Origin of the sequence: Terriglobus saanensis SP1PR4, assembly GCF_000179915.2 — a bacterium.
Taxonomy (GTDB): Bacteria; Acidobacteriota; Terriglobia; order Terriglobales; family Acidobacteriaceae; genus Terriglobus; species Terriglobus saanensis.
Map to the genome: position 1 here is coordinate 320,850 of NC_014963.1, position 21,977 is coordinate 342,826.

The following is a 21,977-nucleotide window of genomic DNA, read 5'->3' on the forward strand; positions in this document are numbered from 1 at the left end:
ACGCCGCATCGCGACAAGCTGCTTAGGCCTTCGCGAAAATGTCGCATTACGGCAGGGTTGCCGCAGACCGAACATTTATTTCGCGCTGTAAACAACTCTGCCGGAAGCGATCGTCCAAAGGATCTGCCCCTGCATCGCGTGATCGTGGAATGGCGTGTTCTTCGACATGGAAAGCGACCGCTCCGCGTCAAAAGCCCACACTTTTCCAGCATCGAAGACGCAGACGTCCGCGGATGCGCCCTTTTTCAACGTGCCTAAGCCCGTCAAACTAAAGACGCTGGCAGGTCCGTTCGTCAGAAGAGCCAGCACCTTTTCCAGTGGCATACCGTATTGGCTGTGCAGAAGGCGCAGCGCCAAGCCGAGCGCTGTCTCCAGCCCGGTGATGCCATTCGGTGCACGTTCGAACTCCACGTTCTTTTCATGATGCGCATGCGGAGCGTGATCGGTCGCAATCGCATCCACCGTTCCATCCAGTAGAGCGGCGATGCAGGCCTGCCGCTCGCTCTCCGGACGCAGCGGAGGATTCATCTTCGCCGAGGTGAAGACCGCCTCGTCCGTCAGCGCAAAATGATGCGGAGCCACCTCGCAGGTTACGTGCAATCCACGCTTCTTTGCCGCGCGGATTGCCTCCAAAGCCTTCAGCGTCGAGACATGCTGCACATGCAGATGCGGCCGCAGCTTCTCCTTGCGTTCAATCTCTTCCAGCAGACGAATATCGCGCTCCACGATTTGAGACTCTGCTTCAATCGTCATCCCGCGCAGACCCAGACGAAACGAAACATCGCCCGCGTGCATACTGCATCCGCCGGTGAGGCGCGTGTCTTCCGCATGTTGCGAAACGGGCAAGCCCAGCTTCGCTGCAGCCACCAGGCAGGCGCGCATGATCTTGTCTTCCAGAATCGGCTTGCCATCGTCCGAGACGGCAATGGCTCCAGCCTTCTTGAGCGCGGCATAGTCGGTCAGCTTTTCGCCCATACTTCCTACCGTCGCTGCAGGCACAGGAAGCAGCCGCACCGAAGCGCCGCGTTCCGGATCCTGCATCCATCGCGACCACTCCGGCGTGTCGTTCACAGGAGTCGTATTCGGCATTGCGCACACGGTCGTAAATCCACCCGCGGCAGCAGCCATCGTGCCCGTGCGGATCGTCTCCTTGTGCGTCTGTCCCGGTTCGCGCAGATGCACATGCAGATCGATGAAGCCCGGTGCCACAACGCAGCCATCTGCTTCCAGGAATTCGGCGCGCACCTTCTTCGCAGCCGCATCCAGCTTGCCCGGCGCGGCTACTTCGGCAATCACTCCGCCATCCAGCAACACATCCGACAACGCATCTGCACTGCGGGACGGATCCACCACACGCCCACCGCGAATCAGAATTGCACTGCTTGTCTTTGAACTGCTCATCGTTGCCCCGCCTTCAACGCTCTTACCAGCAACGCCATTCGCACGTAGAGCCCATGCGTCACCTGCTCTTCAATCGCGCTCTGTGCACCATCCGCTACGGCGGAGTCGATCTCCATCCCGCGCACCATTGGCCCCGGATGCATCACGAGTGCCTTCGGCGCAAACTTCTGCAAACGCTCTGCGTTCAACTGATACTTTGCGACATACTCAGCCACATTCAATTCCATCCCCGCCAGCCGCTCGCGCTGTACCCGCAACATCATCGCGACTGTCGCGCGCTGCAGGGCCGCATCGAAGTCCCGCTCAATCTCCACGCCCTCGCCGAGCGTCAGTGCCTGCTCGGGCAGCAACTCAGTCGGTCCACAGAGGACGACCTTTGCGCCGAGCCGTGGCAGAAGCATCGCATTGCTGCGCGCTACGCGCGAGTGCAGAATGTCTCCGGTAATCACCACGGTCACGCCACGTAGCAGCTTCTCGTCGACGCGCTTCTTCTTCAGGCCCAGCCGCGCGATCATCGTGCGCAGGTCGAGCAGCGCCTGTGAAGGATGCTCATGCATCCCGTCCCCTGCATTCAAAACGGGCAGATCGGTAGACCGCGCCAGGACCCACGGTGCGCCCGAAAAATTCGAGCGCAGAATGATGCACTCCGCGCCCAGCGCCCGCAGCGTTACGCCGGTATCGTGCAGGCTCTCGCCCTTTTCAATCGAAGAACTCTTATCGCTCACCAGCGTCGTGATCGCGCCCAGGCTCTTCGCCGCCAGCTCGAACGAAGTCCGCGTGCGCGTGCTGCTCTCATAAAACAGGAGAGCCACCTTGCGACCTTCAAGCCGCTTCGTGCGTTTGGTATGCTTCTCGTCCTCGAGCACATCCGCCAACTTCAGAATCGAAACCACATCCTTGATCTCCAGCTCTTCCACAGAGAGCAAAGACCCCGCAGCCACCCGCTGCTCCATCTTCGTCGTACTCTTCATTCGCATTGCCATTGGTCTCGCACGATGTTATCAGCGTGGGTCTTCGAATGACCGATTTGGATTTCTTACTTTGTCATCCCGTAGCGTAGCGGAGGGATCTGCTTTGGTTTTTCTGACAAATCAGGTTTGTGCGCTCCGCGCGACCCCACCCTGTCCCACCCCAGCGAACAAAAAGCCGTTCGCCGGGGGCCCCGGTTTCGCCAAAAGCCGCGAAAGAATGGGGCACAGGGCGCAACGAATCAACCCTCTTGCCACAACCGAAACAATCCGCAATCATGGCCTCGGAGAAAAACATGCGTTCTTCGCGTTACCTGATTGCCCTGGTTCTCTCTTCCGCCGCCCTCACCTACGCAGAACCCCGCCTTCCTAGCGTCCTCTCCGACCACGCCGTTCTACAGCGCGACCGTCCCGTCCGCATCTGGGGATGGGCCACGCCGCAGGAGAAGATCACGGTCAAGTTCCACGATCAGACCCGCACCGCGAACGCCGACGCTCTCGGCGAATGGCAGGTTTTTCTTCTCCCCGAACACGCCGGTGGCCCCTTCACGCTCTCTGTCACGAGCGACCAATCCGGTACACCCATCGAGCGCAAAGACATCCTCCTCGGCGACGTCTGGATCGCCTCCGGCCAGTCCAACATGGAGATGCCGCTCAAAGGCTTCGGCAGTGGCACTCCTATCAAGGACAGCGAAAAGGAGATCGCCGCCGCCAATCATCCGCGCATCCGCCTTCTCCTGCAAAAAAAAGCGACTTCTACCGTTCCGCTGACAGACTCCGCCGATACGTGGACAGAGTGCACCCCGGACACCGCCGCCAACTTCTCCGCTGTCGCCTACTTTTTTGGTCGCGAGATCTCCGAGAAGGAAAACGTCCCCATCGGGCTCATCGACACCACCTGGGGAGGAACGCCCGCTCACGCCTGGATCTCGCTCGAAGGCATCGCAGCTGCTAACCTCACCTCGGTCGCGAATGACGCAGCCGTCATTGCTCGCGATCAGGGCATCGCCGACCGCCTCCGCGCCGACTATGCCCGCCAAGCCGACGCTGCTAAGGCCGCAGGCCAACCCGTTCCCGCGCACCCGCCCATTCCCAACGACCACGCCGGTTCCTGGACGCCGGGAACCCTCTACAACGCCATGATTGCGCCTTACATCCGCTACACCATCAAGGGAGCCATCTGGTACCAGGGCGAAACCGACACCGCACCGGCGCGCGCGCCTTACTACTCCCGCGTCTTTTCCACGCTCATCAAGGACTGGCGCGCGCAGTGGGCGCAGGGTGATTTCCCGTTCTTCTACGTGCAGATCTCCAGCTACACTGCGGATAACGACGGCTGGGGACGCGTCCGCGACGCCCAGCGCCGTACCCTCGCTCTCGTTAACACCGGACAAGCGGTCACCCTGGACGTCGGTCTGGAGAAGAATATTCATCCACCGGACAAACAGACCGTCGGAGCACGTCTGGCAGCCAATGCCCTGGCCACGGTTTACGGGAAAAAGATGGAGTACAGCTCGCCCGAGTTCCTTCAAGCCACCACAGAACCCGGAGCCATGCGCGTCTGGTTTACCCACGGGGAAGGCCTCACGACGAAAGGCCAAGCCCTTGGCGGCTTTGAAGTTGCAGGCGACGACCACAAGTTCGTCTCAGTCACTGCCACTCTTGAGAAGGTCGCGGGAACAGAGACCATCGTCCTCACCGCGCCCAGCATCGCCATGCCGAAGTACGCCCGCTACGCCTGGACCGGATTCGTAACGAGCTTCGTCTACAACGCGGCAGGATTCCCGCTAGGAACTTTCACCTCAGAGTCGATGTAGAACAACCAGACTTTAAAGACCCGCTACACACTGGGTGCCCCGTACATCGCGCTTTTGCGATGTGCGGGAGGGATGGTTGTCCCGTTTGGATTTGAGGAGGAGTGGAAGATCTAAAGCGGTTCGCGCCTTCGCGCGAATACCCACTCATCGCGATAAAGCTGCGATGAATGGTGCACCCGGTTCTGGGTCTTATAAAGCTACTCCGGCAACTCCATCAATAACACCTGTTCTTCACCATCGATCTCGCGCAACTTCACCTCGATCACTTCACGCGAACTTGTCGGCACATGCCGCCCCACAAACTGCGCCTCGATTGGCAGTTCGCGATGTCCGCGATCAATCAGCACCAGCAGCTGCACGCTGCGCGGCCGCCCATGGTCAAACAGAGCATCCAGGGCCGCGCGAATTGTCCGTCCCGTGTAAAGAACGTCATCCATCAGGATCACGTCGCGTCCCTCGATATCGAAGCCAATCGCGCCATTCGTCACCACGGGACGCTTGTCCTTGGTGCTCAGATCGTCCCGGTAAAAGCTGATATCCAGAACGCCTGTCTCCACGGGGGTCTTCTCAATGGTCGAAATCATCTTGGCGATACGCTCGGCCAGAGGAAAGCCGCGCCGCTTGATCCCGATCAGGCCGAGGTTCTGTGAGCCTTCGTTCTTCTCCACAATCTGATGCGCCAAACGCACCAGGGTGCGATCGATCTCAGAGGCCGACATCAAGCGGCCCTTCTCACGTAACTGCTTGTTTGCTTCGACGTTGCTCATCTGTCCTGCCTTGGCAAAAATAGAAAATCCGCTCCACATGACGCAGTGCGCTGATGATACGGACACAATCGCCCGTCTGCAACGCCGACCGCTAGGGCATGTGTCTTGACGAAGCCCATCGCATCCAAGCGATGGATCTACTTTGGCTTCCGCGTCAGCGCAGATCCGGCCAGGGCTCCTGCGGCGGCGGAAAACCCGACCGTCAGCAGGGACATCATGCCCGTTTCGAGGATCAGGAACCACGCGCGGAACTCTGGCTGCTTCCAAAGAGCTTCCATCGGCGGGGTCACGGTTCCTTGTGCACGCGCGTGGTCGATCGCCTGCTCCAGCACGGCGGTCAACTCGCTGTCCGCCGCGAGGGAATGAAACTTGTAGCGCAGCAAAAAACCAGAAGCGGCAATCGCAAAGACCACCGCCGCGGAAACCAGAATGCCCGTCATGGCACCGACACGCGCTCCCAGACCAGCGCGCATGGCCGTCCCGGAGCGTCCACGCCGGTAAATCGTTACGGCTACGGCGGGTGCCGCCAGCACCCAGAGGGTCTCCGCGCCATTGAGGACGGGGAATTTGGTCGTCGCGGCCTGAAGTCCTCCCGCCACTACGGCCACGGCCACGGCACACCGTAGGGCAAAGGACCAATCCACCCCTAAATCCTTGCCTGAAGCCTTTGCCTCGGCGACTACGGATTCTTCGTTCGCAGGCCCACTCTGGGCCGCGCCTTCGGCCACGCGCAACTGTGCCATGCCGCACACTGCACAAAAAGCTGCGGGACTGCCGTCAACCTCTGGCAGCCCCGCTCCACATCTCTGACATCTCTCATTCATTCACTTTTGAAACTACGCCACACCGCAACCGACCGCAAACTTTGAGAGGTGAGCCCCGTCTGCGCGCTCTTCCCATGAGATTCTTAAGAGATGGCGTCTCATGATTCGCGAACGTCGCGTTCTTTACGCCTCCTGTCACTAGGCCGTCTCCTGGCCGTGTCAGTTGCGCTCCTCTCTCCGGCGCTGTCGGCGAAGGGCCAGATCTCCTTCACCTCGGCCATCGATCTCTCGCTGCGGAACAGTCCTCGCGTCAAAGTTGCCGAAGACGATGTCCGGAAGGCGCAGGCCGTGTTGTTGGAGACGAAGTCCGTCTTTATTCCCAGCATTGTTGCGGGCGGCGGAGCTGGCGCTTCGTCGGGCATTACGCTGAACGTTCCCACGATCTTTACGATCAACGCCCAATCGCTCGTCTTCAATTCTTCGCAAAGGGACTACATCCGCGCTGCGCGTTCGGGCCTGGAAGCCGCGACCTTGGCCCTGACCAACGTGCGGGAGCAGATTGCAGAAGACGCCGCCGTCAGCTACCTGTCTCTCGATCGGACCCAGAAGCGCGAAGGAGCGATGGCGGACGAATACAGGTTCGCCGTCCGTCTGGTCGCGATCGTGCAGGAGCGTTTCGACGCAGGCCTGGACACGGACCGCGAACTGAAGAAGGCCCGCCGCACCCTCGTGCAGATCAGGCTGCTCCAGCTTCAGTTGGAAGACGAAAAGGCTTCCCTGCGCGACCACCTGGCAAGACTCACAGGTCTGCCCGGCAGCAATCTGGAAACGGTGCCGGAGAGCGTGCCTTCGAGCGCGGCCTTTCGGGCTCCGGAAAAAGCGAGCGCCGATGCTTACCGAGATACGCCCGAGGTCCTGTCCGCGCAGGCGAACGCGCGTGCCAAGTGGCAGACGGCCTTCGGCGATTCACGTTACACGTGGAGGCCGCAGATCACGTTTGACGCGCAGTATGGACGCATCAGCCCTATCAATAACGTTTCCACGTATTACAACCTGAACGGCAATTACAACACCCTGGCCGCCGGGATTCAGATCCAGCTTCCCTTTCTGGATAGAACCAGAAGGGCCAAAGGGCGCGAAGCGATGGCCGACGCCCAGCACGCCGCACATGAACTGGATTTTCTCCGCGATCAGCAAGGGGAGTCCCGGCTCAAAGTGAGCCACAATGTTGCGGAGTTGGAAGCCAAGGTCGAGCTCGCCGAGCTGGACGCGGGCATCGCACAGGACGACCTCAACGCCATGTCGGTTCAGGTCAAGGCAGACGGTGGAAACTCGGCGCCGCCAATGACCCCGAAGGACGAGCAGAACGTCCACATCCAGGAACGGCAACGCTTCATCGACTCGCTCGATGCCAAACTCCAGCTACAGGAGGCGGAGATCTCTCTGCTTCGTCAGACTACTGGGCTGAACGAGTGGCTTCGGTCGCTTGTGGTTACCACTGTGGCGCCAGTCCCGCGTTAAGCGAGACCGGTGCCGGTTAAGCTTTCAGTTAGTCGTTGTCCGACTTCATCTCTCCCGGAAGATCCAGAGAGACCAGCGTGATCTCCGTATGGCCGTTCTTCTCCTCGACGGCAGCGATGTGCTGCCGTCGCTTGGACCCGGCCTTCAGCGATAGGCCGTCCGAGTGGCTTGAGCCATGGATCGGCTTGTGCTTGTCTCTATCTTTGTCCTTATCCTTGTCGTCGCAGGTCAGCCCCTGGCCTGTTTCAGTCGGGGTACCGATCGGCCTGTCGTTCTGGCACTCGATCACTGTTCCGTACTGCGCCAGGTCGTTGCGATAAAAAGACAGCACCCTGTCCGGCGCATCGGTCGTGGAGAATTTGGCCGTCTGGACCTTCAGATGGAAGTTCCCGAAGTGCATGTCGACGTTTGCCCGGTCGTCGTCCTTGTCTTTGTCCTCTAAGGCAGTGGACCCCGGGTACTCCGTGATGCCCAGGCCTCTGGTGGAGGCGGCTTTGTTGGTCTTGATGCTCATGCCGCCCAGAGGCGTGGCGAAGTCTACATCCTTGCCGTCTTTTCCCTTGTTGGCTTCGATGCGGCAACCGCTTACCGTCAGACAGACCAATGCGACAGACAACATGGTGACTGCTCTCAATGCATCCTTCATCTTCATCACCTCAAAAAGTCTTGCTCAACACCATACGTGGGTTTCTTCCGTGCAGTTCAATTGAAGTTTTTTCTTGACACGTGTGTGTTCAGAACTCCATATTTTGTATGAACGGGAAGGTAAGCACTACCTGTTGGGTTGGCGATGTGGATTCCGGGCTCCCTTGGGAGAGAGCCCAACGGAGGCGGCCAATCCTGCAGAAGCTCCTTTCCCGCTTTTACCTGTCCATTGAGCGAGGCCCCGCTGATCGCGGGGCCTTTTTTTCGGAGAGAGCTTGAGAAGAAACTAGATGGAGATGGAAATCGGGAAAATTACATCCAACCCATTCTTCGCAGGCTTATACTCGCAAGAATCGGGCCTTCTTTGGCCCCCTCCTTTCGCATGACGCCCTCCTCTCCAATCCGGCAGATCGGCAAGTCGGAGATTCCTGACAAGCTGTACTTCCGTATCGGTGAGGTAGCTCGCCTCTGCGAGGTGCCTCCTTACGTTCTGCGTTTCTGGGAGAGCGAGTTTCCTCAGCTCAAACCCAATAAAGGCGGAACGGGGCAGCGTCTCTATCGACGCAAAGACGCGGAGATGGCGATGCGCATCAAGCGTCTCCTCTACGACGAGGGGTACACGATCCCTGGGGCGCGCCAGGTCTTCAAGTCCGAGGTCAAGCAGAAGGAGCCTGAACTCTTTCGCATGGAACCGAGCCAGGCTGTCCCGAAGACCGATCTCTCCAGCCTGCGCAAGAGCCTGCAGGAGATCGCCGATCTCCTCTCCCGTCCTTCACCCGGGACGGTAGGGCAATCGCGTCGTGCGCGAATTATTCCCTCTACACGACAAACCAAGGTAATGGATCGCAAACCAGAACTCCCGCCACTTTTCTAACAAATTCCTTGCTGCCCGCAAACTCCAACGGTAGTCTGGAATCTGCTGTACTGGAGCGTTTTTTGCGAGCCTTGGAGAATAGCGCACATGGATGCCGTTGACCCCTCAACGTCTCGCCAGAACGGTTTTGGCGAAAAATCTTTGCTGGAGTCCGGCTTGGAGACGCCCACGACTCGCGGAGTTACACCTTCCTCCAAAAAGAATCGTCTGGGCCGTTGCGTCTCCTGCGGCTCCGAGCTGCGCCGTTCGCGTTTCCAGAAGGGTGACTTTCTTCGGCTGTTCCTGTTTCAGGTCCCTGCACGTTGCCGCCGATGCGGCGACCGGCAACATACCTTCTCTCCGATGGCTGTGTTGGCTGGAGAACCCTGGCGTCCGATGAAACGAGCGACTTCGGGAAGCGGACCGGAGCGGAAGAACTGGTCGCCTCCCTTAGCCTCCGGACGGATCAATATGCGCGAACGCAATGCGCCCATGGTTCCTCCCGAGCTTCTCCTGGACCAGAAGAAAAAACCTCCTGTCCGCGGCAGAGTCGACGGCTACATCTGGTAGTCGAACGAATGTCCTTTCTGACGCATCCCCGGCCAGAGAAGGAGTGGCGCATCGGTTCGCGCACTCTCTTTCTGGGGAGCCGCACGCTCCTGATGGGCATCGTGAATCTCACCCCGGACTCCTTCTCGGACGGCGGCCAGTTTTCCACCACGCAAACCGCAATCGACCACGCCCTCCGTCTGCTGGACGAAGGCGCTGAGATCCTCGACCTCGGCGCGGAGTCGACGCGCCCCGGCGCAACGCTCGATCTCGCTGCTGAGGACGAGCAGCAGCGACTGGCTCCTGTACTCGAAGGCATTCTTCGCGCCCGGCCGGATTGCGTTCTCTCTGTGGACACCTTTCGCGCCTCCACCGCGCGTTTCGCCGTGGAGCGCGGTGCGCTTATCGTCAACGATGTCTCCGGTCTTACCTGGGATTGTGAGATGGCGCAGACGCTGGCGACACTCTCCTGTGGCGCTATCCTGATGCACACCCGTGGTCTTCCTTTGGAATGGAAGTCGCAGAAGCAGCTTGCGCCCACGGAGGTCATGCCTACGGTTACGGATGGCCTGACCTCGATCCTTGCCAACGCGGAACAGGCAGATATCTCGCTGGATCGCATTGTGCTCGATCCGGGCTTTGGCTTCGGCAAACGCGCGGAAGAGAACCTGACGCTCCTGGCCCACTTCGGCGAGCTTCACCGCTTTGGTCGGCCGCTCCTCGTGGGCCTGTCGCGCAAAGGCTTCCTTGCACCGCATCTCGCGCCGCGTGATCGTGTGCCCGCAACCGTCGCAGCTAACACCGCGGCCATTCTTGCCGGGGCGCATATCCTACGTGTGCATGACGTCGCCGCAGCGCGCCAGGCCTCTGATCTCGCGGACTCTCTTCTCGCCCAGACCATCGCGTTCTAGGCCAGCCTCGCGGTATTCTGCATGGAGAAGGAAATACGAAGATGCTTCTCGTACTTATCGCGCTCGCAGCGCTGAATTTTATCGGTCTGATCGTCTTGCTCCTGCGTAAAACAGAAGCGCCGCCGCTCGACCCGCGTCTCGCGCAACTCCCCGAAGCCATTACCGATCTGCGCGCCCGCTCCGGCACAGTGGAAGACCATCTCCGCAGCAGCATCGCCGAGCTTCGCCGCGAACAGGCAGAAGCCGCACAGCACACACGCGACGCGGCGTCGCGCTCCTTTGCTGAATTGCGTACGGAGATTCAGGCCTCCATCACTACGTTGGGCACCACGTTGACGGGTGGGCTTAACAGCTTTCGCACGGACAATGCTGCTTCGGCTGACCTTCTGCGCTCGGCAGTAGCAAAAGATCTCGATACGATCAGTCGAAACCTGACTGCATTCATCAACGACGCGAATAAACAGCAGATCGCAGCCCAAGATACGTTACACAATCGCCTCAACGACCTTGGCATTAATCAGACCACTCAATTAGAGAAGCTCAACCGCGACAACTCCGCCAAGCTGGAAGAAATGCGCCAGACCGTCGATGAAAAGTTGCATGCCACGCTGCAGACGCGCCTCACGGAGAGTTTTGGTCAGGTAGCTACACATCTTGGCGAAGTACAAAAAGGCCTCGGTGAGATGAAAGAACTTGCCACTGGAGTGAGTGATCTCAAGCGGGTCTTTTCCAATGTGAAATCGCGCGGAATCGTGGGCGAACTTTTGCTCGAACAACTTATCGGCGAACTCTTTACGCCTGAGCAATTTCAGAAAAATGCGAAGATCAAACAAGGCTCACAAGAGACAGTTGAATTTGCGCTCAAAGTACCGATAGGTGAAGATCAAACAGCCCTTCTCGCTATTGACTCAAAATTCCCTCTCGGCGATTGGGAAAGATTAGAACTGGCGCGCGAAACAGCTAATCAGAGCGATATCGATTTGGCCGGTAAAGCTTTTGAGCGGTCGATCCGAAACGAGGGCCAGAAAATCTGCAGTAAATACATTGAAGAACCGACGACACTCCCTTTCGCCATCATGTATTTGCCCACGGAAAATCTTTATGCAGAAGTTTTGCGTCGTCCGGGACTTATCTCCGATCTTCAACATAACTGCCAAGTCTCTGTTGTCGGTCCTAGCACCTTCATGCACATGATGGCGACTTTTCGCATGGGCTTCCGCACCATAGCAATACAGAAAAAAGGAGGCGAAGTCTGGAAAGTATTGAATGCTTCCAAGAGAGAGTTTGAAAAATTTGGCGTTCTGATGGAAAAAGTAAACGACCAAGTTGGCACGGTTCAGAACACCTTGGAAAAGATACGCAGCAAGACGACTATGATTAATCGCGTCCTGAAAACGGTTGATCGTGAGGTCGCGTCAATGGGCCCTCAATCGGAGAGTAATCTCCTTGCCTTTGAAGAGATTGCTGGTGTAGCGCCTCTGCTTGCTGCGACGGAAGAAGAGTAATAAAGAAGCACTTGTGCCCCATTCTTTCGCGGCTTTATCGCGAAAGGGTGGGGTCGCGCGGAGCGCACAAACAGGACTTGTCAGGACCAGCAAAAACAGATCCCTTCGCTACGCTATGGGATGACAAAGTAAAAACTGGGTATTCGCGTAAAGCGCGAACCGCTTTTACATTTTCGCTCGATATCAAATCTCAACAGAATAAGCATCCCTCCCACACATCGCAAAGAACGCGATGTATGGGGCACCCGGCACCCGGTTTTGGGGTCCTCCTGAGGTTTGTTTAGAGTCAGAAGCCAGCTAGATCCCTTCGCTAAGCTACGGGATGAAAAAGTGGTGTCGTCAAACTGCTTCGCTCAACTGCGGTTCCGCGAGCACAACGCCTTGGAAACGCTTGTGCTCATACATCCGCCGATCGGCGATGGCCTGGAGCTCCATCATGTTGGCGGTGTCGGCAGGGAAGAGGGCAAAGCCGACGGAAGCCTTTACCTCCACGAGACCATGGGTATTCAGCTGGATCGGTGTTACGAACGCGGTCATGATTTTGACCAGCAGATGCCGCGTCTGCTCCGCATCTAGGCTGTCCGTGACGATGATGCTGAACTCATCACCGCCCAGGCGCGCCACGGTATCGGTCGCACGCAGGGTCGACTGCAGGCGCGATGCAACCGCCTTTAGAATCTCATCGCCCGCCGGGTGGCCCAGCGTGTCGTTAATCTTTTTGAAACCGTTCAGGTCGATGGTGATCAAGGCCACCGGTTTTTGATTGCGCAGTGCCCGTTGGATCGACTGAAGCAGGCGGTCATCGAAGAGTCGCCGATTGGGCAGACCTGTCAGCACATCATGCAGTGCCAGGGTCTCGTTCATCTTCAGCTGCTCTTCCAGCAAGACTACAAGCATGCCGATGACGATGAGGAACTTCTGCATGTCCCACACGAGGTTCGAGAGTGTGGCGTAGATGCGGTTGGCTGCAGTTGAGGCTGCGGGATGGGTAAGAAATACGAGAGCCCACAAGGCAAATCCTGCAACCAGCATCCAGATCCCCAGACCGCGCACACGCTTGTTCTGATGAAAGGCGAAGGCGGTCATGGCATAAAGGAAGAAAAGCGATCCATAGGCCATGGAGCGAAAGTCGTGATGGTGTGCGGCGAACCAGAGGGGGGCCCAGAAGACAACATGCACTGCGGCGTTCCAGACCCTCAGTTTCACGGCCATCACCAGGCCCAGGCCCAGCAGGCAGGACACGATGGCCAGCGCTTCGTAGAAAAACTGGTTCTTGACCTCGTAGCCGTATGCGGTCAGCAGGACAAGATACGGAAGGGAGTTGAGCACCATGTAGGCCACACGTCTCCGGGACTGCTGCCTGTCCGCCCCGGAGAAGAAAAAGCTCAAACCCGCCAGTGCGTAAAAATCCAGCATCGCGGCGTGCATCGTTCGGACCCAGGGGCCATGGGGCGTGTAGAAGGCGTGAGCGAAGATCTCCAGGAAGATGAAGAACAGCCCGGCCATCCAGCCATCCAGGCCTGCCTTGTTGTAGGTCCGTCGGAGCGCGAAAAGCAGCGCCGTCAGGGACGCCATCGCGATCAGATCCGGGAGAAGGAGTGGATTGAACACCATGAAAAGGATTCCCGCGAGGTCAGTTAGCCGTAGGTCCACCACGCATCACATGGTGGAAATGCGGGCCTGCTCGGTGCTCGTAGTAGATAGAGAAGCACGAGGAATTGTTTCCGAGAAGCGAAATCGACAATGAAAGCCAAAAATCCAGCCCTGTCAACAATTTCGCCGATTCCTTCTGAGGAAACTGTCTGGCCGCGTTTGCTTTACACTCTTGAGAGCGCTCAGTATCCTTACTGAGCTTCACAGGTTCAGTACCACCACAATCAAGATTTACCCTCTAGGAGATTCGCTCTATGGCAGCCGTTGATGAAAAGGTGAAGCAGATTATCGTGGAACAGCTTCAGGTGGATGAAGCTGAAGTCACACCCAATGCCTCGTTCCAGGAAGACCTCGGCGCAGATTCACTCGATGTCGTCGAACTCGTGATGCAGTTCGAAGAAGCCTTCGATATCCAGATCCCCGATGAAGACGCCGAGAAGATCAAGACCGTCAAGGATGCCGTTGATTACATCGAAGCACATTCCAAGAAGTAAGCAGGGCTAGATCGTGCAGGATTCGAAAACATTCGGCGGACGCCGCGTCGTCGTGACTGGCATTGGCATGCTTTGCGGTGTGGGTAATACCGCGCCCCAGGTGTGGGACGGCCTTCTTGCAGGAAAAAGCGGCATGGCTGAGATCACGCACTTCGATCTCACCGGCCACTCTGTTACCTTCGCAGCCGAGGTCAAAGGTTTCGATGCGCACGACTTTGTGGAGAAGAAGGAGGCCCGGAAGATGGGCCGCTTCATCCACTTTGCTCTTGCCGCTGCGGACGAAGCCATGAAGCAGTCCGGCTTGGTCGTCACGCCGGACATCGCGGACAATGTTGGGGTCCACATCGGCTCCGGCATCGGCGGCTTCGACGTCATCGAGCGTGAGCACACCAACCTCATGTTGGGTGGTCCACGCAAAATCTCACCCTTCTTTATTCCCGCGGCGATCATCAACCTCGCAGCGGGCCACGTCTCCATTCGCTACGGCGCCAAGGGGCCCAACGAGGCTACGGCTACGGCCTGCACCTCGTCGGCACACTCCATCGGCGACGCCTTCCGTATCATCCAGCGCGGCGATGCCGACGTGATGATCGCAGGTGGAACCGAGGCGACCATCACGCCTCTGGGCGTTGGCGGATTCGCCGCCATGCGTGCGCTCTCTACGCGCAACGACGATCCCACCCATGCCTGCCGACCCTTCGATAAAGACCGCGACGGCTTCGTCGTCGGTGAAGGCGCAGGCATTCTGATCCTCGAAGATCTCGACTTCGCGAAGGCTCGTGGAGCGAAGATCCTCGCCGAGATCATCGGCTACGGCCTGTCAGCGGATGCTTTCCACATGACCGGTATGGCTGCCGATGGTGAAGGCTGCTTCCGCGCCATGAAGCATGCTCTTCGCGTCGCGGACATCGCGCCTGACCAGATCGATTACGTCAACGCGCACGCCACGTCGACGCCATTGGGCGATGCCATGGAATCGAAGGCCATTGAAAATGTCTTCGGCGAACGTGCCTTGAACCATGAGCTACTCGTCTCTTCCACCAAGTCCATGACCGGCCATCTTCTCGGCGGCGCGGGTGGTCTGGAAGCGGGTATCACGATCATGGCGATGCAGCAGCAGATCGTTCCCCCTACGATGAACATCGTGGAACTCGATCCGGCCTGCCGCCTGAACTACGTTCCCAACAAACCCCAGGACGCAAAGATCGATTACGCCCTGTCGAACTCCTTTGGCTTCGGTGGAACGAACGGCTCGCTCGTCTTCAAGCGCTGGACCGAGTAAGTCTTTCTAAACTCTTATAGAAATGCCCATGTCCGATTCAGGACATGGGCATTTCTATGCTGTCACGATGGCGGTGGAGCGCCTTCGCCAATAAATAAACAAGACAATCGAGATCAGGATCAGAGCCGTGGTCAGGCCGGTCCAGACGCCGAAGACGCCCCAGTGGGCCCAGAAGCACAGGGCTACACCCATAGGGATTCCCACCACCCAATAGCCGAAGAGGTTCGCCAGCATAGGCACCCGTGTTAGCCCCAGGCCGCGTAGCGCGCCCGTGGCTACGATCTGCACACCGTCAAAGACGGCGAAGGCAGCCGCCAGTGCAAACAGGGGAACACCCACAGCCATCACCGCCGGATCGTGCGTGTAGAGCGCGATCAATGGTCGCGGCATGACGAGGAACACTACGGCAATCACGATCATGAACGCGACGCCCAGACCCATGGACATCCATCCTGCGCGGCGTGCACGCTCCGGATCGCCCGCGCCCACAGCATGCCCTACGGCGATCGCCGCCGCGGCACTGATGCCGAGCGGCACCATGTACGCCAGCGCTGCGGAGTTCAGCGCGATCTGGTGTGCCGAGAGAGCTACGGGCGAGATTGTTCCCGCGATTACCGTCGCCAAGGAGAACGCTCCCACCTCCATCAGCAACTGGCACGCCGTCGGCACGCCCAGACGCAGCAGCTCTCGGATCTCGCGCCCTACCGGTCTTGCCCAGCGCGCAAAAAGCGGATGCCCGCGCTTGCGCTCATAGTTCCATGCAAAACCGAAGAGCGTGACCGCCATCATGATTCTCGATAGAACGGTGGAGAGCGCCGATCCCGTCACGCCCAGCGCGGGAAACCCCAGCTTGCCGTTGATCAGGACCCAGTTTCCGCCCCAGTTCATCAGGTTCGCGCCGACGAACGTGAGCGTGATCACGCGCACCTGCCCCACCGACTGCAGATAACGCCGCGCCGCCACATAGAGCAGAAGCGGCAGCGTTCCCCAGAGCAGCACCCGCAGATAACTCGTCGCCGGAGCCACCATCACGGCGGCCACGCCGAGATGAGGGAAAAGCAGACTGACGCCCGCCAGAAGGAGCATCATCGGCACGGTCACAGCTGCGGCAATGTAGACGCCCTGCGCCAGCCAGCGATGGCATGCGTCGTAATCCTTACGCCCGAAGGCATGCGAGACCACGGTATCCATGCCCAGAAGCAGGCCGAGGGCAAAGAGCGAGGGGGCGTAGTAGGCGGCGTTTCCAAGTGCAACCGCACCGATGGCGACCGGCCCCAGGCGTCCGACCATGATCACGTCGACCACGCCCTGCAACATCCAGCCCAGTTCCGCCAGCACCACGGGCAGAGCAAGGCGTATGAGAGAGCCTAACTCCCCTCTCCATGGGTTTTGTGAAGGCATCCAACCAGTTTACTGCGGCTGCCCATTGGGAGTGTTACATTGCTGCCAATCCGACACGTACCAGCACAAACAGCAGCCACGCGCCGAAGACGAGCATTATGCCGGACTTCACCTTGGTTCTCGAAACGATCGCTCCGCCAAGACCGACCAGGAACAGCATCCACAACGTGAAGACATCGAAGGAACCGAGAAAGACCTTCAGCCAGTGCGCGCTCTCCGGCCCAAGATAGAAGCCGGGGTTGGTCCCCACGGGATCTTGAATGTCGAAGTTGTCGTTATTGCTAGACCAGAGGACGGCGATCATGAGCACTGTTTTGATGATTCCGGTCAGCGACGCAAAGACAAAGACGGCAAACATGCCTCCGTACGTTCCCTTGCCGCCGAGGATGAAGTTGAAGCCCAGCCACAGCAGCAGGGAAAAGATCGCCGTTGTCGCAAGAAAGATAAGAGGCCAGGCGCCGAAGCTCGCTTTGAACATGGATACCGTAAACGTCTTGCCCGCCGCCATCTGCTCCGGAGACATCTGCTGTCCCGTCGCTTCCGCACGCTGCTGCAGTGCATGTTCCGCCAGCGCGGAAAAGCCCACCTTCTTCACGACCGCGCCCGTAAACAAATAGCTGAAGAGTGCGACGATCAGAAACGGTAGCCACCAGCTGCTGCTGCGACGAACATCCAAAAAGGTCTTAGAGGGTGCAACAAAGGTGTTGATAACTCGTTCGATCTGCGTCAACGGTGGCTGTTCCAGCTCCAGCACTTCATCCATGCTCTCGACCTCGAGTGGGTTGGGGATCGAAGCGATTTTAGAGCCAGTTTTGCCTTTTGCGAAAATTTTTATCGAATTGAGGACGCAATCAGGCGTCCCGTGCTGCGCGATCTCTTTATGGGAATCTCACGTCTTGGTGCGGCCATCGGCATATACCGCCGATAGACGCTGATGTGGAAGCACGCCTGCTGAAACTCTTCCTCCACATCGATCTTGCCCTGCTGTACCAGAGGCAGGAGATACCCGCGCATCCATGCGATCTCCGTCATGCTCATGCCGTGCTTGGCCAGATCGATCGCTTGTCCCGTCAGATGCGGAGAGGCCGTGTCTCCCGTGGGCGGCGCGGCATTGCCGTTCACCCGCATGAGCTGCCGCTGAAAATCGACGGTGCGCACGGCTGAGTTGACCTGAATCGATTCATGAAAACGGGCGAAGTGCGCACGACCCAGGTCCGAGAGGAAGCGCACCGTCCACGGACGCGCGTAGCGTCGGTTTGCCGGCAGACGCTCATCCACCTGAACGCCGAAACCTACCGGCAGAGCAGCCAGAAGCTTCGCTTTGCGCATGCTGTTGAGCTGGTCGTCATCTTCAATGCGGTCCAGGCCGTCCTGGGTCGCCATGACATTTTGATGGACCAGAATCTCATGCGACCCCTTCATCGGCGCAGGCACAATGAGTCTGCCATTGCGGCGAAGCAGGGCGGGCATCGTCTTCGGCCCATAGCTGACGGAGGCATCGTTGGCGTCAGAGTCCGCCGCATCCTGATCGTCCGCGTCTTCTTTAGGCAATGCCTTCTTGCCAAATTCTTTCGTTGTGAGGGAAGCAGCCGTCTGCGGGTCGATCACCGCCTTGCGCCCGCGCGTGTTTGCAACCACCGTTGCCGCGACGGAGGCGGGCTTCTTCGCGGCTGGTGGAGCAGGCAGGTCGAGCTTTTGCGTAGGAGACCTGGCTACGACGGCGGCTTCGGCCTTCGTTACGGGATCTGCTTTCGTTACAGATTCTGTCTTGGAGACCTCGACGTCATTGGTCACGCCTTCTTCCTCTGGCATCGAGATGCCAGTCAGGGCGGAACGCGGTTTCGTCGCTGGCTCCGGTTGAGGCTCGGGCGCTTTAGACTGCGCATCCGCAGCCGCATCGAAATCCGCTGCGGTCGCTTTACGTGGAGCTTTGCTCTTTGCAGATACGGCGGGCGTTTTCTTTGCAGCGGGCTTGCTTGCCGGGGCCCCGTTTGTCGGCGCATGATGTTGACGGATCCATGCGTGGACGGAATCTTCCGTCTTGGGGGACTCCGCTTTTACCGTGGGGTCCATACGCTCGCTCTGCATCCTGTCGGCGTTGGCGGCAGCAATCTCACCCGCGCGCTGGATCTCTTCGGAGGAGGTCTGACGCCGGACGGGTGCGCGCCTTGCAGGTACAGATTTAGCAGCTACAGCTTTGGTGTGCGCAGATTTAGAAGGCACGGGCTTGCGCTTCGTTGCGCCCTGGGCAGCGAGTGCGAAAAACACGAGGATTGTAGCGCCAGCGCGGCGCCCACACCATTCAAGAGCCATGGCAGACGGGCCGCGGAGTTCGGCAGAGCAACTTCGACTCTAGTGAGCCGTTGCCGCCCATGTAAGTAACCAGGTCGGTTCCGTATACTCTTTCGACAACACCCATGATTTGGCCGGTTCCCTCAAAGCGCTCTTTTTCTCTAACAAAACCTCTCCTTTTCGCGGGACTCTGCTTATTTCTTGGGGGATGCCGCCCGGAGCCTCCCAAACTGACCTCAGACCCAAAACAGAACTTTTATCTCCAACACGTGGGGCCGGTCCTGAAAGAGAACTGCTACCGCTGCCACGCGGGGATGAATCGCAAAGGTGGTTTCCGGATGGATTCGCGCAGCACGCTTTTGGCTGGGGGCAAGGACGGCATCGCCGTGGTGCCGGGAGATCCCGAAAAGAGCCGTATATTGCACGTCGTCCGTCGCGAGAACGCCTGGGGCAAACCCATGCCACCGGACGGGCCTTTGACCGAGGGCGAGATCGCCGCGATCGAACAGTGGATCCGGGAGGGAGCGGTGATGCCCGAGGCCGAGCGCCGTTAAAGTTCGCCCTAGAGTTCTCCCCTCGCCTCTTCCTGAAGCTCCATCAGGAAGTGCTGCAGCACCGCGATACGAGACGCAGCGAGTTCGCGCGTGCGGTCTAGCGTGATCTTCGCTGGAAGTGTATCGAGCGCGTGAGTGAGGGAGGCAACGGCTTCGGCGAAGGTATGGAAGCGCGTATCGCGGCCCACCTTGCAGACCGTGCGCAAGATGCCAACAGAGCCAAGCTGCTCAAGAATATCCGCGTCGCGCAAAACTGCTGCCTCATGCGATTGCGGCGTGTTGTGTGGCTGGTGGTTTGCAATGCATTCGACCACGGCGGGGATTTTTTCTACCGGAAAGCCCAGGCGCGTGAGGATCTCAGGCGTCACCCGCACCGCATAAGCCGCCGAGTCCCACTTTTCCAGCTCGGCTTTCTCCGCAGGACGGTGGCCGAGGAAGACTCCGAGGTCATGCAACCAGACGGAAGCGAAGAGGATATCTGTGTCCGCGTCGGGATCGATGAGCTGGGTCAGAGCGTAGAGACGCGGCTGATGCGAAAACTTCTCAATGGGCAGGGCTTCGATTCGAATGTAAGAGATGAGCTCTTCGCGCCAGGGTGCCATGTAAGGACTTTAGAGGACGAGATCACGGTAGTCGAGGGTGGAAGGTTGTGAATGAACACCCACCACACCTTTGTCATTCCGTAGCGAAGCGAAGGGATCTGCTTTTCACTTCCCCGAAAATCCGTTTGTGCGCTCCGCGCGACCCCACCCTTTCGCCAAAGGCCGCGAAAGAATGGGGCACAGAAGTTAGAGGGTAAGATAACGGGGATCGAGCGCGAAGGGCTCAGGCTTGTTGAAGCGGATTTTGTGGAAGTCCGGATGGGCTGGGTTAAGGACGAAGTTATCTTCAAGCTTGTTCACTGCGATGCTGGGTACGCGGAGGATGGCGGTGCGGGCGGACTTGACCCATAGATCTCCGAATGCGCGAGAAGCGGGATCGTCCAGCCACTTTGAGGTTTCCACCATTACCGTTGCGGGAACGGTAATGCTTGTAAGGGAGCGCGGAGGTAGCTTGCGTCCGCCAGCGTGGATGAGTGTTTCAAGAAGAGCAAGGCTGATATGTTCCGCGGCATAAACCACTCGGGTTCCCTGCGAGTGCCAGCGTCCAGGGGCACGCATGGCTCCCGTGGAGTCCGACGCAGCGAAGGCCGAAGAGTGCATGCGGTAGATGGTGAACTCTGCAGCTTTTGCCGAGGCCATCTAGACCGCGAAGCCGTGCTCAAGGGCGATGAGGAGATCTTCGACAGCGCGTCCACCGGACTCTGTCTTCAGGAGGGAGTAAGGCGTAGCTCCGCGTAGTTCGGGGTGCGGCGTGTTGAGCCAGTTCACGGCTGGCTCTTTCTCTCCCCAGACGGCCTCGGCGAGTGTGAGCACGCGCTGCAACCGAAGTGCAGACTGGCTGGCTGAGGGGGAGAGCGTAGCGCCGGAGCGCTTCCAAGAGGAGTCGGGGATGATCTCCGCGCGAAGACGTCCTGCGGGGATGGGCGAGCCCTGAGCCACTGCAGCGAAGAGGTGCGTGGCTTTCTTCTTGGAGACGGTGTCTTCCGCTCCGCGATGAATGGCGGGACGGCGGGTCTTTTCCGGAGCAATTTTGTGGACGACTGTGGCCTGGGCCATGACGATTTTCCTTGGGTTCATTATAACCCTTGCTGCGGGTCCATCTGGCGGTGCGTTTCGGTCTACTTTGAGACTTCAAGTTCCGCATTCAGGTGGACGCTCGAGCCGGATAAATTCATGGATTTGCTCCAGTCTTGGTAGCCCTTCTTCTTCACGGTGATCGTGTGCTGTCCCTGAGCGACAGAAAGGCTGGATGGTGTGTTGCCCATGAAGTTGCCGTCCACCTCTATGTCGGCTCCGGGGGAAGAGGAGTCGACCACGAGGGTCGCGGATTGAATGCCGTCGACCGATGGTGAGCCCGGTGTCGCAGGAGTGAAGGAGGCGAGGTTTAACTTCATATCCCCCTGTACGAACGCGGTAATATCGGTGCCTTTTGGGATCGTGATGTCCTTGCCATGCATAAAGAGAAAAAGCGGAGCTGCCGGGAAGAAAACAATGGAAGTGGCGACCATGGCGCCGGTCATCGCGCCAACGTGTCCTCCACCTTTGGTGTCCTTCACCGCACGGAGCTGGACCTTCTCCCCATCGGTCAGACGCATGCTGTCAACATTGACGTCGAGTTTTCCGCCGCGTCCCATGCGCTTCTTCGGCTCTGCCGTGGTCACGGTGGCGAGGGCCTGCGATCCCTTGGGGGCTATGGTGATTCCTTGCACCACAACATCTTCAGTCACTTCAAAGGGAACTTGTTGGCCCACGTGAGCGTCGGCAGAGCTGACTGTGTCCACTAGTCGCAGCTTGACGGCTGTGCCGTCCATCAGCGTATTGGGAAGAGGAACTCGCGATGGTTCCGGAGCCACTGAGGCCGCAGCTGGGGCTGCTGGAACAGCGGTTTGTTGTGCGGAAGCGGGGTTCGCGAAGATAAGCGTGCCGATCAGAGACAAGGCAATACAAGTCTGCATTTGAGGAATCCTGATTGTTCGGAGTGATGCAACAGTACGGGAG

At 58.7% G+C, this 21,977-nt stretch carries 22 protein-coding genes; 9 read left to right on the forward strand and 13 right to left on the reverse strand.

The genetic code is table 11. The features are described 5' to 3' along the window. Positions 1-75: 75 nt before the first annotated feature. Together ACIPR4_RS01335 and ACIPR4_RS01340 are read right to left on the reverse strand one after the other, a co-directional pair. Complete coding sequence (locus tag ACIPR4_RS01335; protein WP_013566846.1) at positions 76-1,401, reverse strand: dihydroorotase; 1,326 nt, start codon at positions 1,399-1,401, stop codon at positions 76-78. Continuing rightward, complete coding sequence (locus ACIPR4_RS01340; RefSeq protein ID WP_013566847.1) at positions 1,398-2,378, reverse strand: aspartate carbamoyltransferase catalytic subunit; 981 nt, start codon at positions 2,376-2,378, stop codon at positions 1,398-1,400. Before ACIPR4_RS01340 ends, ACIPR4_RS01335 begins: the two co-directional genes overlap by 4 nt. A gap of 287 nt (positions 2,379-2,665) precedes the next feature. On the opposite strand from ACIPR4_RS01340, the gene ACIPR4_RS01345 reads away from it, so the two are divergent. After that, positions 2,666-4,186: a sialate O-acetylesterase gene (locus ACIPR4_RS01345; protein ID WP_013566848.1), complete on the forward strand. Its 1,521-nt coding sequence runs from the start codon at positions 2,666-2,668 to the stop codon at positions 4,184-4,186. A gap of 197 nt (positions 4,187-4,383) precedes the next feature. On the opposite strand, the gene pyrR is transcribed toward ACIPR4_RS01345, so the two are convergent. Further along, a complete protein-coding gene (pyrR, locus tag ACIPR4_RS01350) occupies positions 4,384-4,953 on the reverse strand; it encodes a bifunctional pyr operon transcriptional regulator/uracil phosphoribosyltransferase PyrR (RefSeq protein ID WP_041586290.1) in 570 nt (189 codons plus the stop codon). Positions 4,954-5,090: 137 nt separating this feature from the next. Then, on the reverse strand, positions 5,091-5,696 hold the full coding sequence (locus ACIPR4_RS01355) for a hypothetical protein (protein ID WP_013566850.1): 606 nt from the start codon (positions 5,694-5,696) through the stop codon (positions 5,091-5,093). Between the two features lie 171 nt (positions 5,697-5,867). On the opposite strand from ACIPR4_RS01355, the gene ACIPR4_RS01360 reads away from it, so the two are divergent. Beyond that, the gene (locus tag ACIPR4_RS01360; protein ID WP_013566851.1) at positions 5,868-7,238 is read left to right on the forward strand and encodes a TolC family protein; all 1,371 of its coding nucleotides are present in this window, start codon (positions 5,868-5,870) and stop codon (positions 7,236-7,238) included. A 28-nt stretch (positions 7,239-7,266) separates the two neighbouring features. Here ACIPR4_RS01360 and ACIPR4_RS01365 read toward each other — a convergent pair whose 3' ends face one another. Further along, positions 7,267-7,884: a hypothetical protein gene (locus ACIPR4_RS01365; protein WP_013566852.1), complete on the reverse strand. Its 618-nt coding sequence runs from the start codon at positions 7,882-7,884 to the stop codon at positions 7,267-7,269. 363 nt (positions 7,885-8,247) lie between these two features. On the opposite strand from ACIPR4_RS01365, the gene ACIPR4_RS01370 reads away from it, so the two are divergent. The 4 genes from ACIPR4_RS01370 to ACIPR4_RS01385 all read left to right on the forward strand — a co-directional run bounded on the left by ACIPR4_RS01370 (position 8,248) and on the right by ACIPR4_RS01385 (position 11,701). Then, positions 8,248-8,757 (forward strand): MerR family transcriptional regulator, encoded by a 510-nt coding sequence (locus tag ACIPR4_RS01370; RefSeq protein ID WP_245536421.1) that lies wholly within the window; start codon positions 8,248-8,250, stop codon positions 8,755-8,757. Positions 8,758-8,844: 87 nt separating this feature from the next. After that, positions 8,845-9,306 carry a hypothetical protein gene (locus ACIPR4_RS01375; protein ID WP_013566854.1) on the forward strand — a complete coding sequence of 154 codons (462 nt, stop codon included), beginning with the start codon at positions 8,845-8,847 and terminating at the stop codon, positions 9,304-9,306. Positions 9,307-9,314: 8 nt separating this feature from the next. After that, on the forward strand, positions 9,315-10,196 hold the full coding sequence (gene folP / locus ACIPR4_RS01380) for a dihydropteroate synthase (RefSeq protein ID WP_013566855.1): 882 nt from the start codon (positions 9,315-9,317) through the stop codon (positions 10,194-10,196). Between the two features lie 41 nt (positions 10,197-10,237). Further along, positions 10,238-11,701: a DNA recombination protein RmuC gene (locus ACIPR4_RS01385; protein WP_013566856.1), complete on the forward strand. Its 1,464-nt coding sequence runs from the start codon at positions 10,238-10,240 to the stop codon at positions 11,699-11,701. A 339-nt stretch (positions 11,702-12,040) separates the two neighbouring features. Here the strand turns inward: ACIPR4_RS01385 and ACIPR4_RS21355 are convergent, their stop codons facing one another. Further along, a complete protein-coding gene (locus ACIPR4_RS21355) occupies positions 12,041-13,315 on the reverse strand; it encodes a GGDEF domain-containing protein (RefSeq protein ID WP_013566857.1) in 1,275 nt (424 codons plus the stop codon). A 293-nt stretch (positions 13,316-13,608) separates the two neighbouring features. Here ACIPR4_RS21355 and ACIPR4_RS01395 point away from each other — a divergent pair, with 293 nt between their 5' ends. Together ACIPR4_RS01395 and fabF are read left to right on the forward strand one after the other, a co-directional pair. Continuing rightward, a complete protein-coding gene (locus ACIPR4_RS01395; protein WP_013566858.1) occupies positions 13,609-13,848 on the forward strand; it encodes an acyl carrier protein in 240 nt (79 codons plus the stop codon). A 13-nt stretch (positions 13,849-13,861) separates the two neighbouring features. Then, the gene (gene fabF, locus ACIPR4_RS01400) at positions 13,862-15,130 is read left to right on the forward strand and encodes a beta-ketoacyl-ACP synthase II (protein ID WP_013566859.1); all 1,269 of its coding nucleotides are present in this window, start codon (positions 13,862-13,864) and stop codon (positions 15,128-15,130) included. 54 nt (positions 15,131-15,184) lie between these two features. On the opposite strand, the gene ACIPR4_RS01405 is transcribed toward fabF, so the two are convergent. The 3 genes from ACIPR4_RS01405 to ACIPR4_RS01415 form a co-directional block, all read right to left on the reverse strand. Next, the gene (locus ACIPR4_RS01405) at positions 15,185-16,531 is read right to left on the reverse strand and encodes an MATE family efflux transporter (RefSeq protein ID WP_013566860.1); all 1,347 of its coding nucleotides are present in this window, start codon (positions 16,529-16,531) and stop codon (positions 15,185-15,187) included. 34 nt (positions 16,532-16,565) lie between these two features. Next, on the reverse strand, positions 16,566-17,294 hold the full coding sequence (locus tag ACIPR4_RS01410; RefSeq protein ID WP_013566861.1) for a YIP1 family protein: 729 nt from the start codon (positions 17,292-17,294) through the stop codon (positions 16,566-16,568). Between the two features lie 68 nt (positions 17,295-17,362). After that, positions 17,363-18,799, reverse strand: a complete 1,437-nt coding sequence (locus ACIPR4_RS01415; RefSeq protein ID WP_144312274.1) for a DUF5715 family protein — start codon at positions 18,797-18,799, stop codon at positions 17,363-17,365. Positions 18,800-18,948: 149 nt separating this feature from the next. Between ACIPR4_RS01415 and ACIPR4_RS23275 the strand changes: the two genes are divergently transcribed. Further along, the gene (locus ACIPR4_RS23275; protein ID WP_013566863.1) at positions 18,949-19,377 is read left to right on the forward strand and encodes a c-type cytochrome domain-containing protein; all 429 of its coding nucleotides are present in this window, start codon (positions 18,949-18,951) and stop codon (positions 19,375-19,377) included. A gap of 8 nt (positions 19,378-19,385) precedes the next feature. Here the strand turns inward: ACIPR4_RS23275 and ACIPR4_RS01425 are convergent, their stop codons facing one another. The 4 genes from ACIPR4_RS01425 to ACIPR4_RS01440 form a co-directional block, all read right to left on the reverse strand. Further along, complete coding sequence (locus ACIPR4_RS01425; protein ID WP_013566864.1) at positions 19,386-19,979, reverse strand: HD domain-containing protein; 594 nt, start codon at positions 19,977-19,979, stop codon at positions 19,386-19,388. Between the two features lie 186 nt (positions 19,980-20,165). Further along, on the reverse strand, positions 20,166-20,618 hold the full coding sequence (locus ACIPR4_RS01430; protein WP_013566865.1) for an RES family NAD+ phosphorylase: 453 nt from the start codon (positions 20,616-20,618) through the stop codon (positions 20,166-20,168). Next, positions 20,619-21,035, reverse strand: a complete 417-nt coding sequence (locus ACIPR4_RS21360; protein WP_013566866.1) for an antitoxin Xre/MbcA/ParS toxin-binding domain-containing protein — start codon at positions 21,033-21,035, stop codon at positions 20,619-20,621. Positions 21,036-21,097: 62 nt separating this feature from the next. After that, positions 21,098-21,934, reverse strand: coding sequence for a PEGA domain-containing protein (locus ACIPR4_RS01440; protein WP_013566867.1), 837 nt, complete (start codon positions 21,932-21,934; stop codon positions 21,098-21,100). Between the last annotated feature and the right edge of the window lie 43 nt (positions 21,935-21,977).

Coding starts and splice junctions, on each gene's coding strand:
- ACIPR4_RS01425 (WP_013566864.1), bottom strand. CDS start 19,979: ATGGCACCCTGGCGCGAAGAGCTCATCTCTTACATTCGAATCGAAGCC.
- ACIPR4_RS01440 (WP_013566867.1), bottom strand. CDS start 21,934: ATGCAGACTTGTATTGCCTTGTCTCTGATCGGCACGCTTATCTTCGCG.
- ACIPR4_RS01430 (WP_013566865.1), bottom strand. CDS start 20,618: ATGGCCTCGGCAAAAGCTGCAGAGTTCACCATCTACCGCATGCACTCT.
- ACIPR4_RS21355 (WP_013566857.1), bottom strand. CDS start 13,315: ATGGTGTTCAATCCACTCCTTCTCCCGGATCTGATCGCGATGGCGTCC.
- ACIPR4_RS01335 (WP_013566846.1), bottom strand. CDS start 1,401: ATGAGCAGTTCAAAGACAAGCAGTGCAATTCTGATTCGCGGTGGGCGT.
- ACIPR4_RS01385 (WP_013566856.1), top strand. CDS start 10,238: ATGCTTCTCGTACTTATCGCGCTCGCAGCGCTGAATTTTATCGGTCTG.
- ACIPR4_RS01365 (WP_013566852.1), bottom strand. CDS start 7,884: ATGAAGGATGCATTGAGAGCAGTCACCATGTTGTCTGTCGCATTGGTC.
- ACIPR4_RS01405 (WP_013566860.1), bottom strand. CDS start 16,531: ATGCCTTCACAAAACCCATGGAGAGGGGAGTTAGGCTCTCTCATACGC.
- ACIPR4_RS01355 (WP_013566850.1), bottom strand. CDS start 5,696: ATGGCACAGTTGCGCGTGGCCGAAGGCGCGGCCCAGAGTGGGCCTGCG.
- ACIPR4_RS01410 (WP_013566861.1), bottom strand. CDS start 17,294: ATGGATGAAGTGCTGGAGCTGGAACAGCCACCGTTGACGCAGATCGAA.
- ACIPR4_RS01345 (WP_013566848.1), top strand. CDS start 2,666: ATGCGTTCTTCGCGTTACCTGATTGCCCTGGTTCTCTCTTCCGCCGCC.
- pyrR (WP_041586290.1), bottom strand. CDS start 4,953: ATGAGCAACGTCGAAGCAAACAAGCAGTTACGTGAGAAGGGCCGCTTG.
- ACIPR4_RS01340 (WP_013566847.1), bottom strand. CDS start 2,378: ATGCGAATGAAGAGTACGACGAAGATGGAGCAGCGGGTGGCTGCGGGG.
- ACIPR4_RS21360 (WP_013566866.1), bottom strand. CDS start 21,035: ATGGCCCAGGCCACAGTCGTCCACAAAATTGCTCCGGAAAAGACCCGC.
- ACIPR4_RS01375 (WP_013566854.1), top strand. CDS start 8,845: ATGGATGCCGTTGACCCCTCAACGTCTCGCCAGAACGGTTTTGGCGAA.
- folP (WP_013566855.1), top strand. CDS start 9,315: ATGTCCTTTCTGACGCATCCCCGGCCAGAGAAGGAGTGGCGCATCGGT.
- ACIPR4_RS23275 (WP_013566863.1), top strand. CDS start 18,949: ATGATTTGGCCGGTTCCCTCAAAGCGCTCTTTTTCTCTAACAAAACCT.
- ACIPR4_RS01360 (WP_013566851.1), top strand. CDS start 5,868: ATGGCGTCTCATGATTCGCGAACGTCGCGTTCTTTACGCCTCCTGTCA.
- ACIPR4_RS01395 (WP_013566858.1), top strand. CDS start 13,609: ATGGCAGCCGTTGATGAAAAGGTGAAGCAGATTATCGTGGAACAGCTT.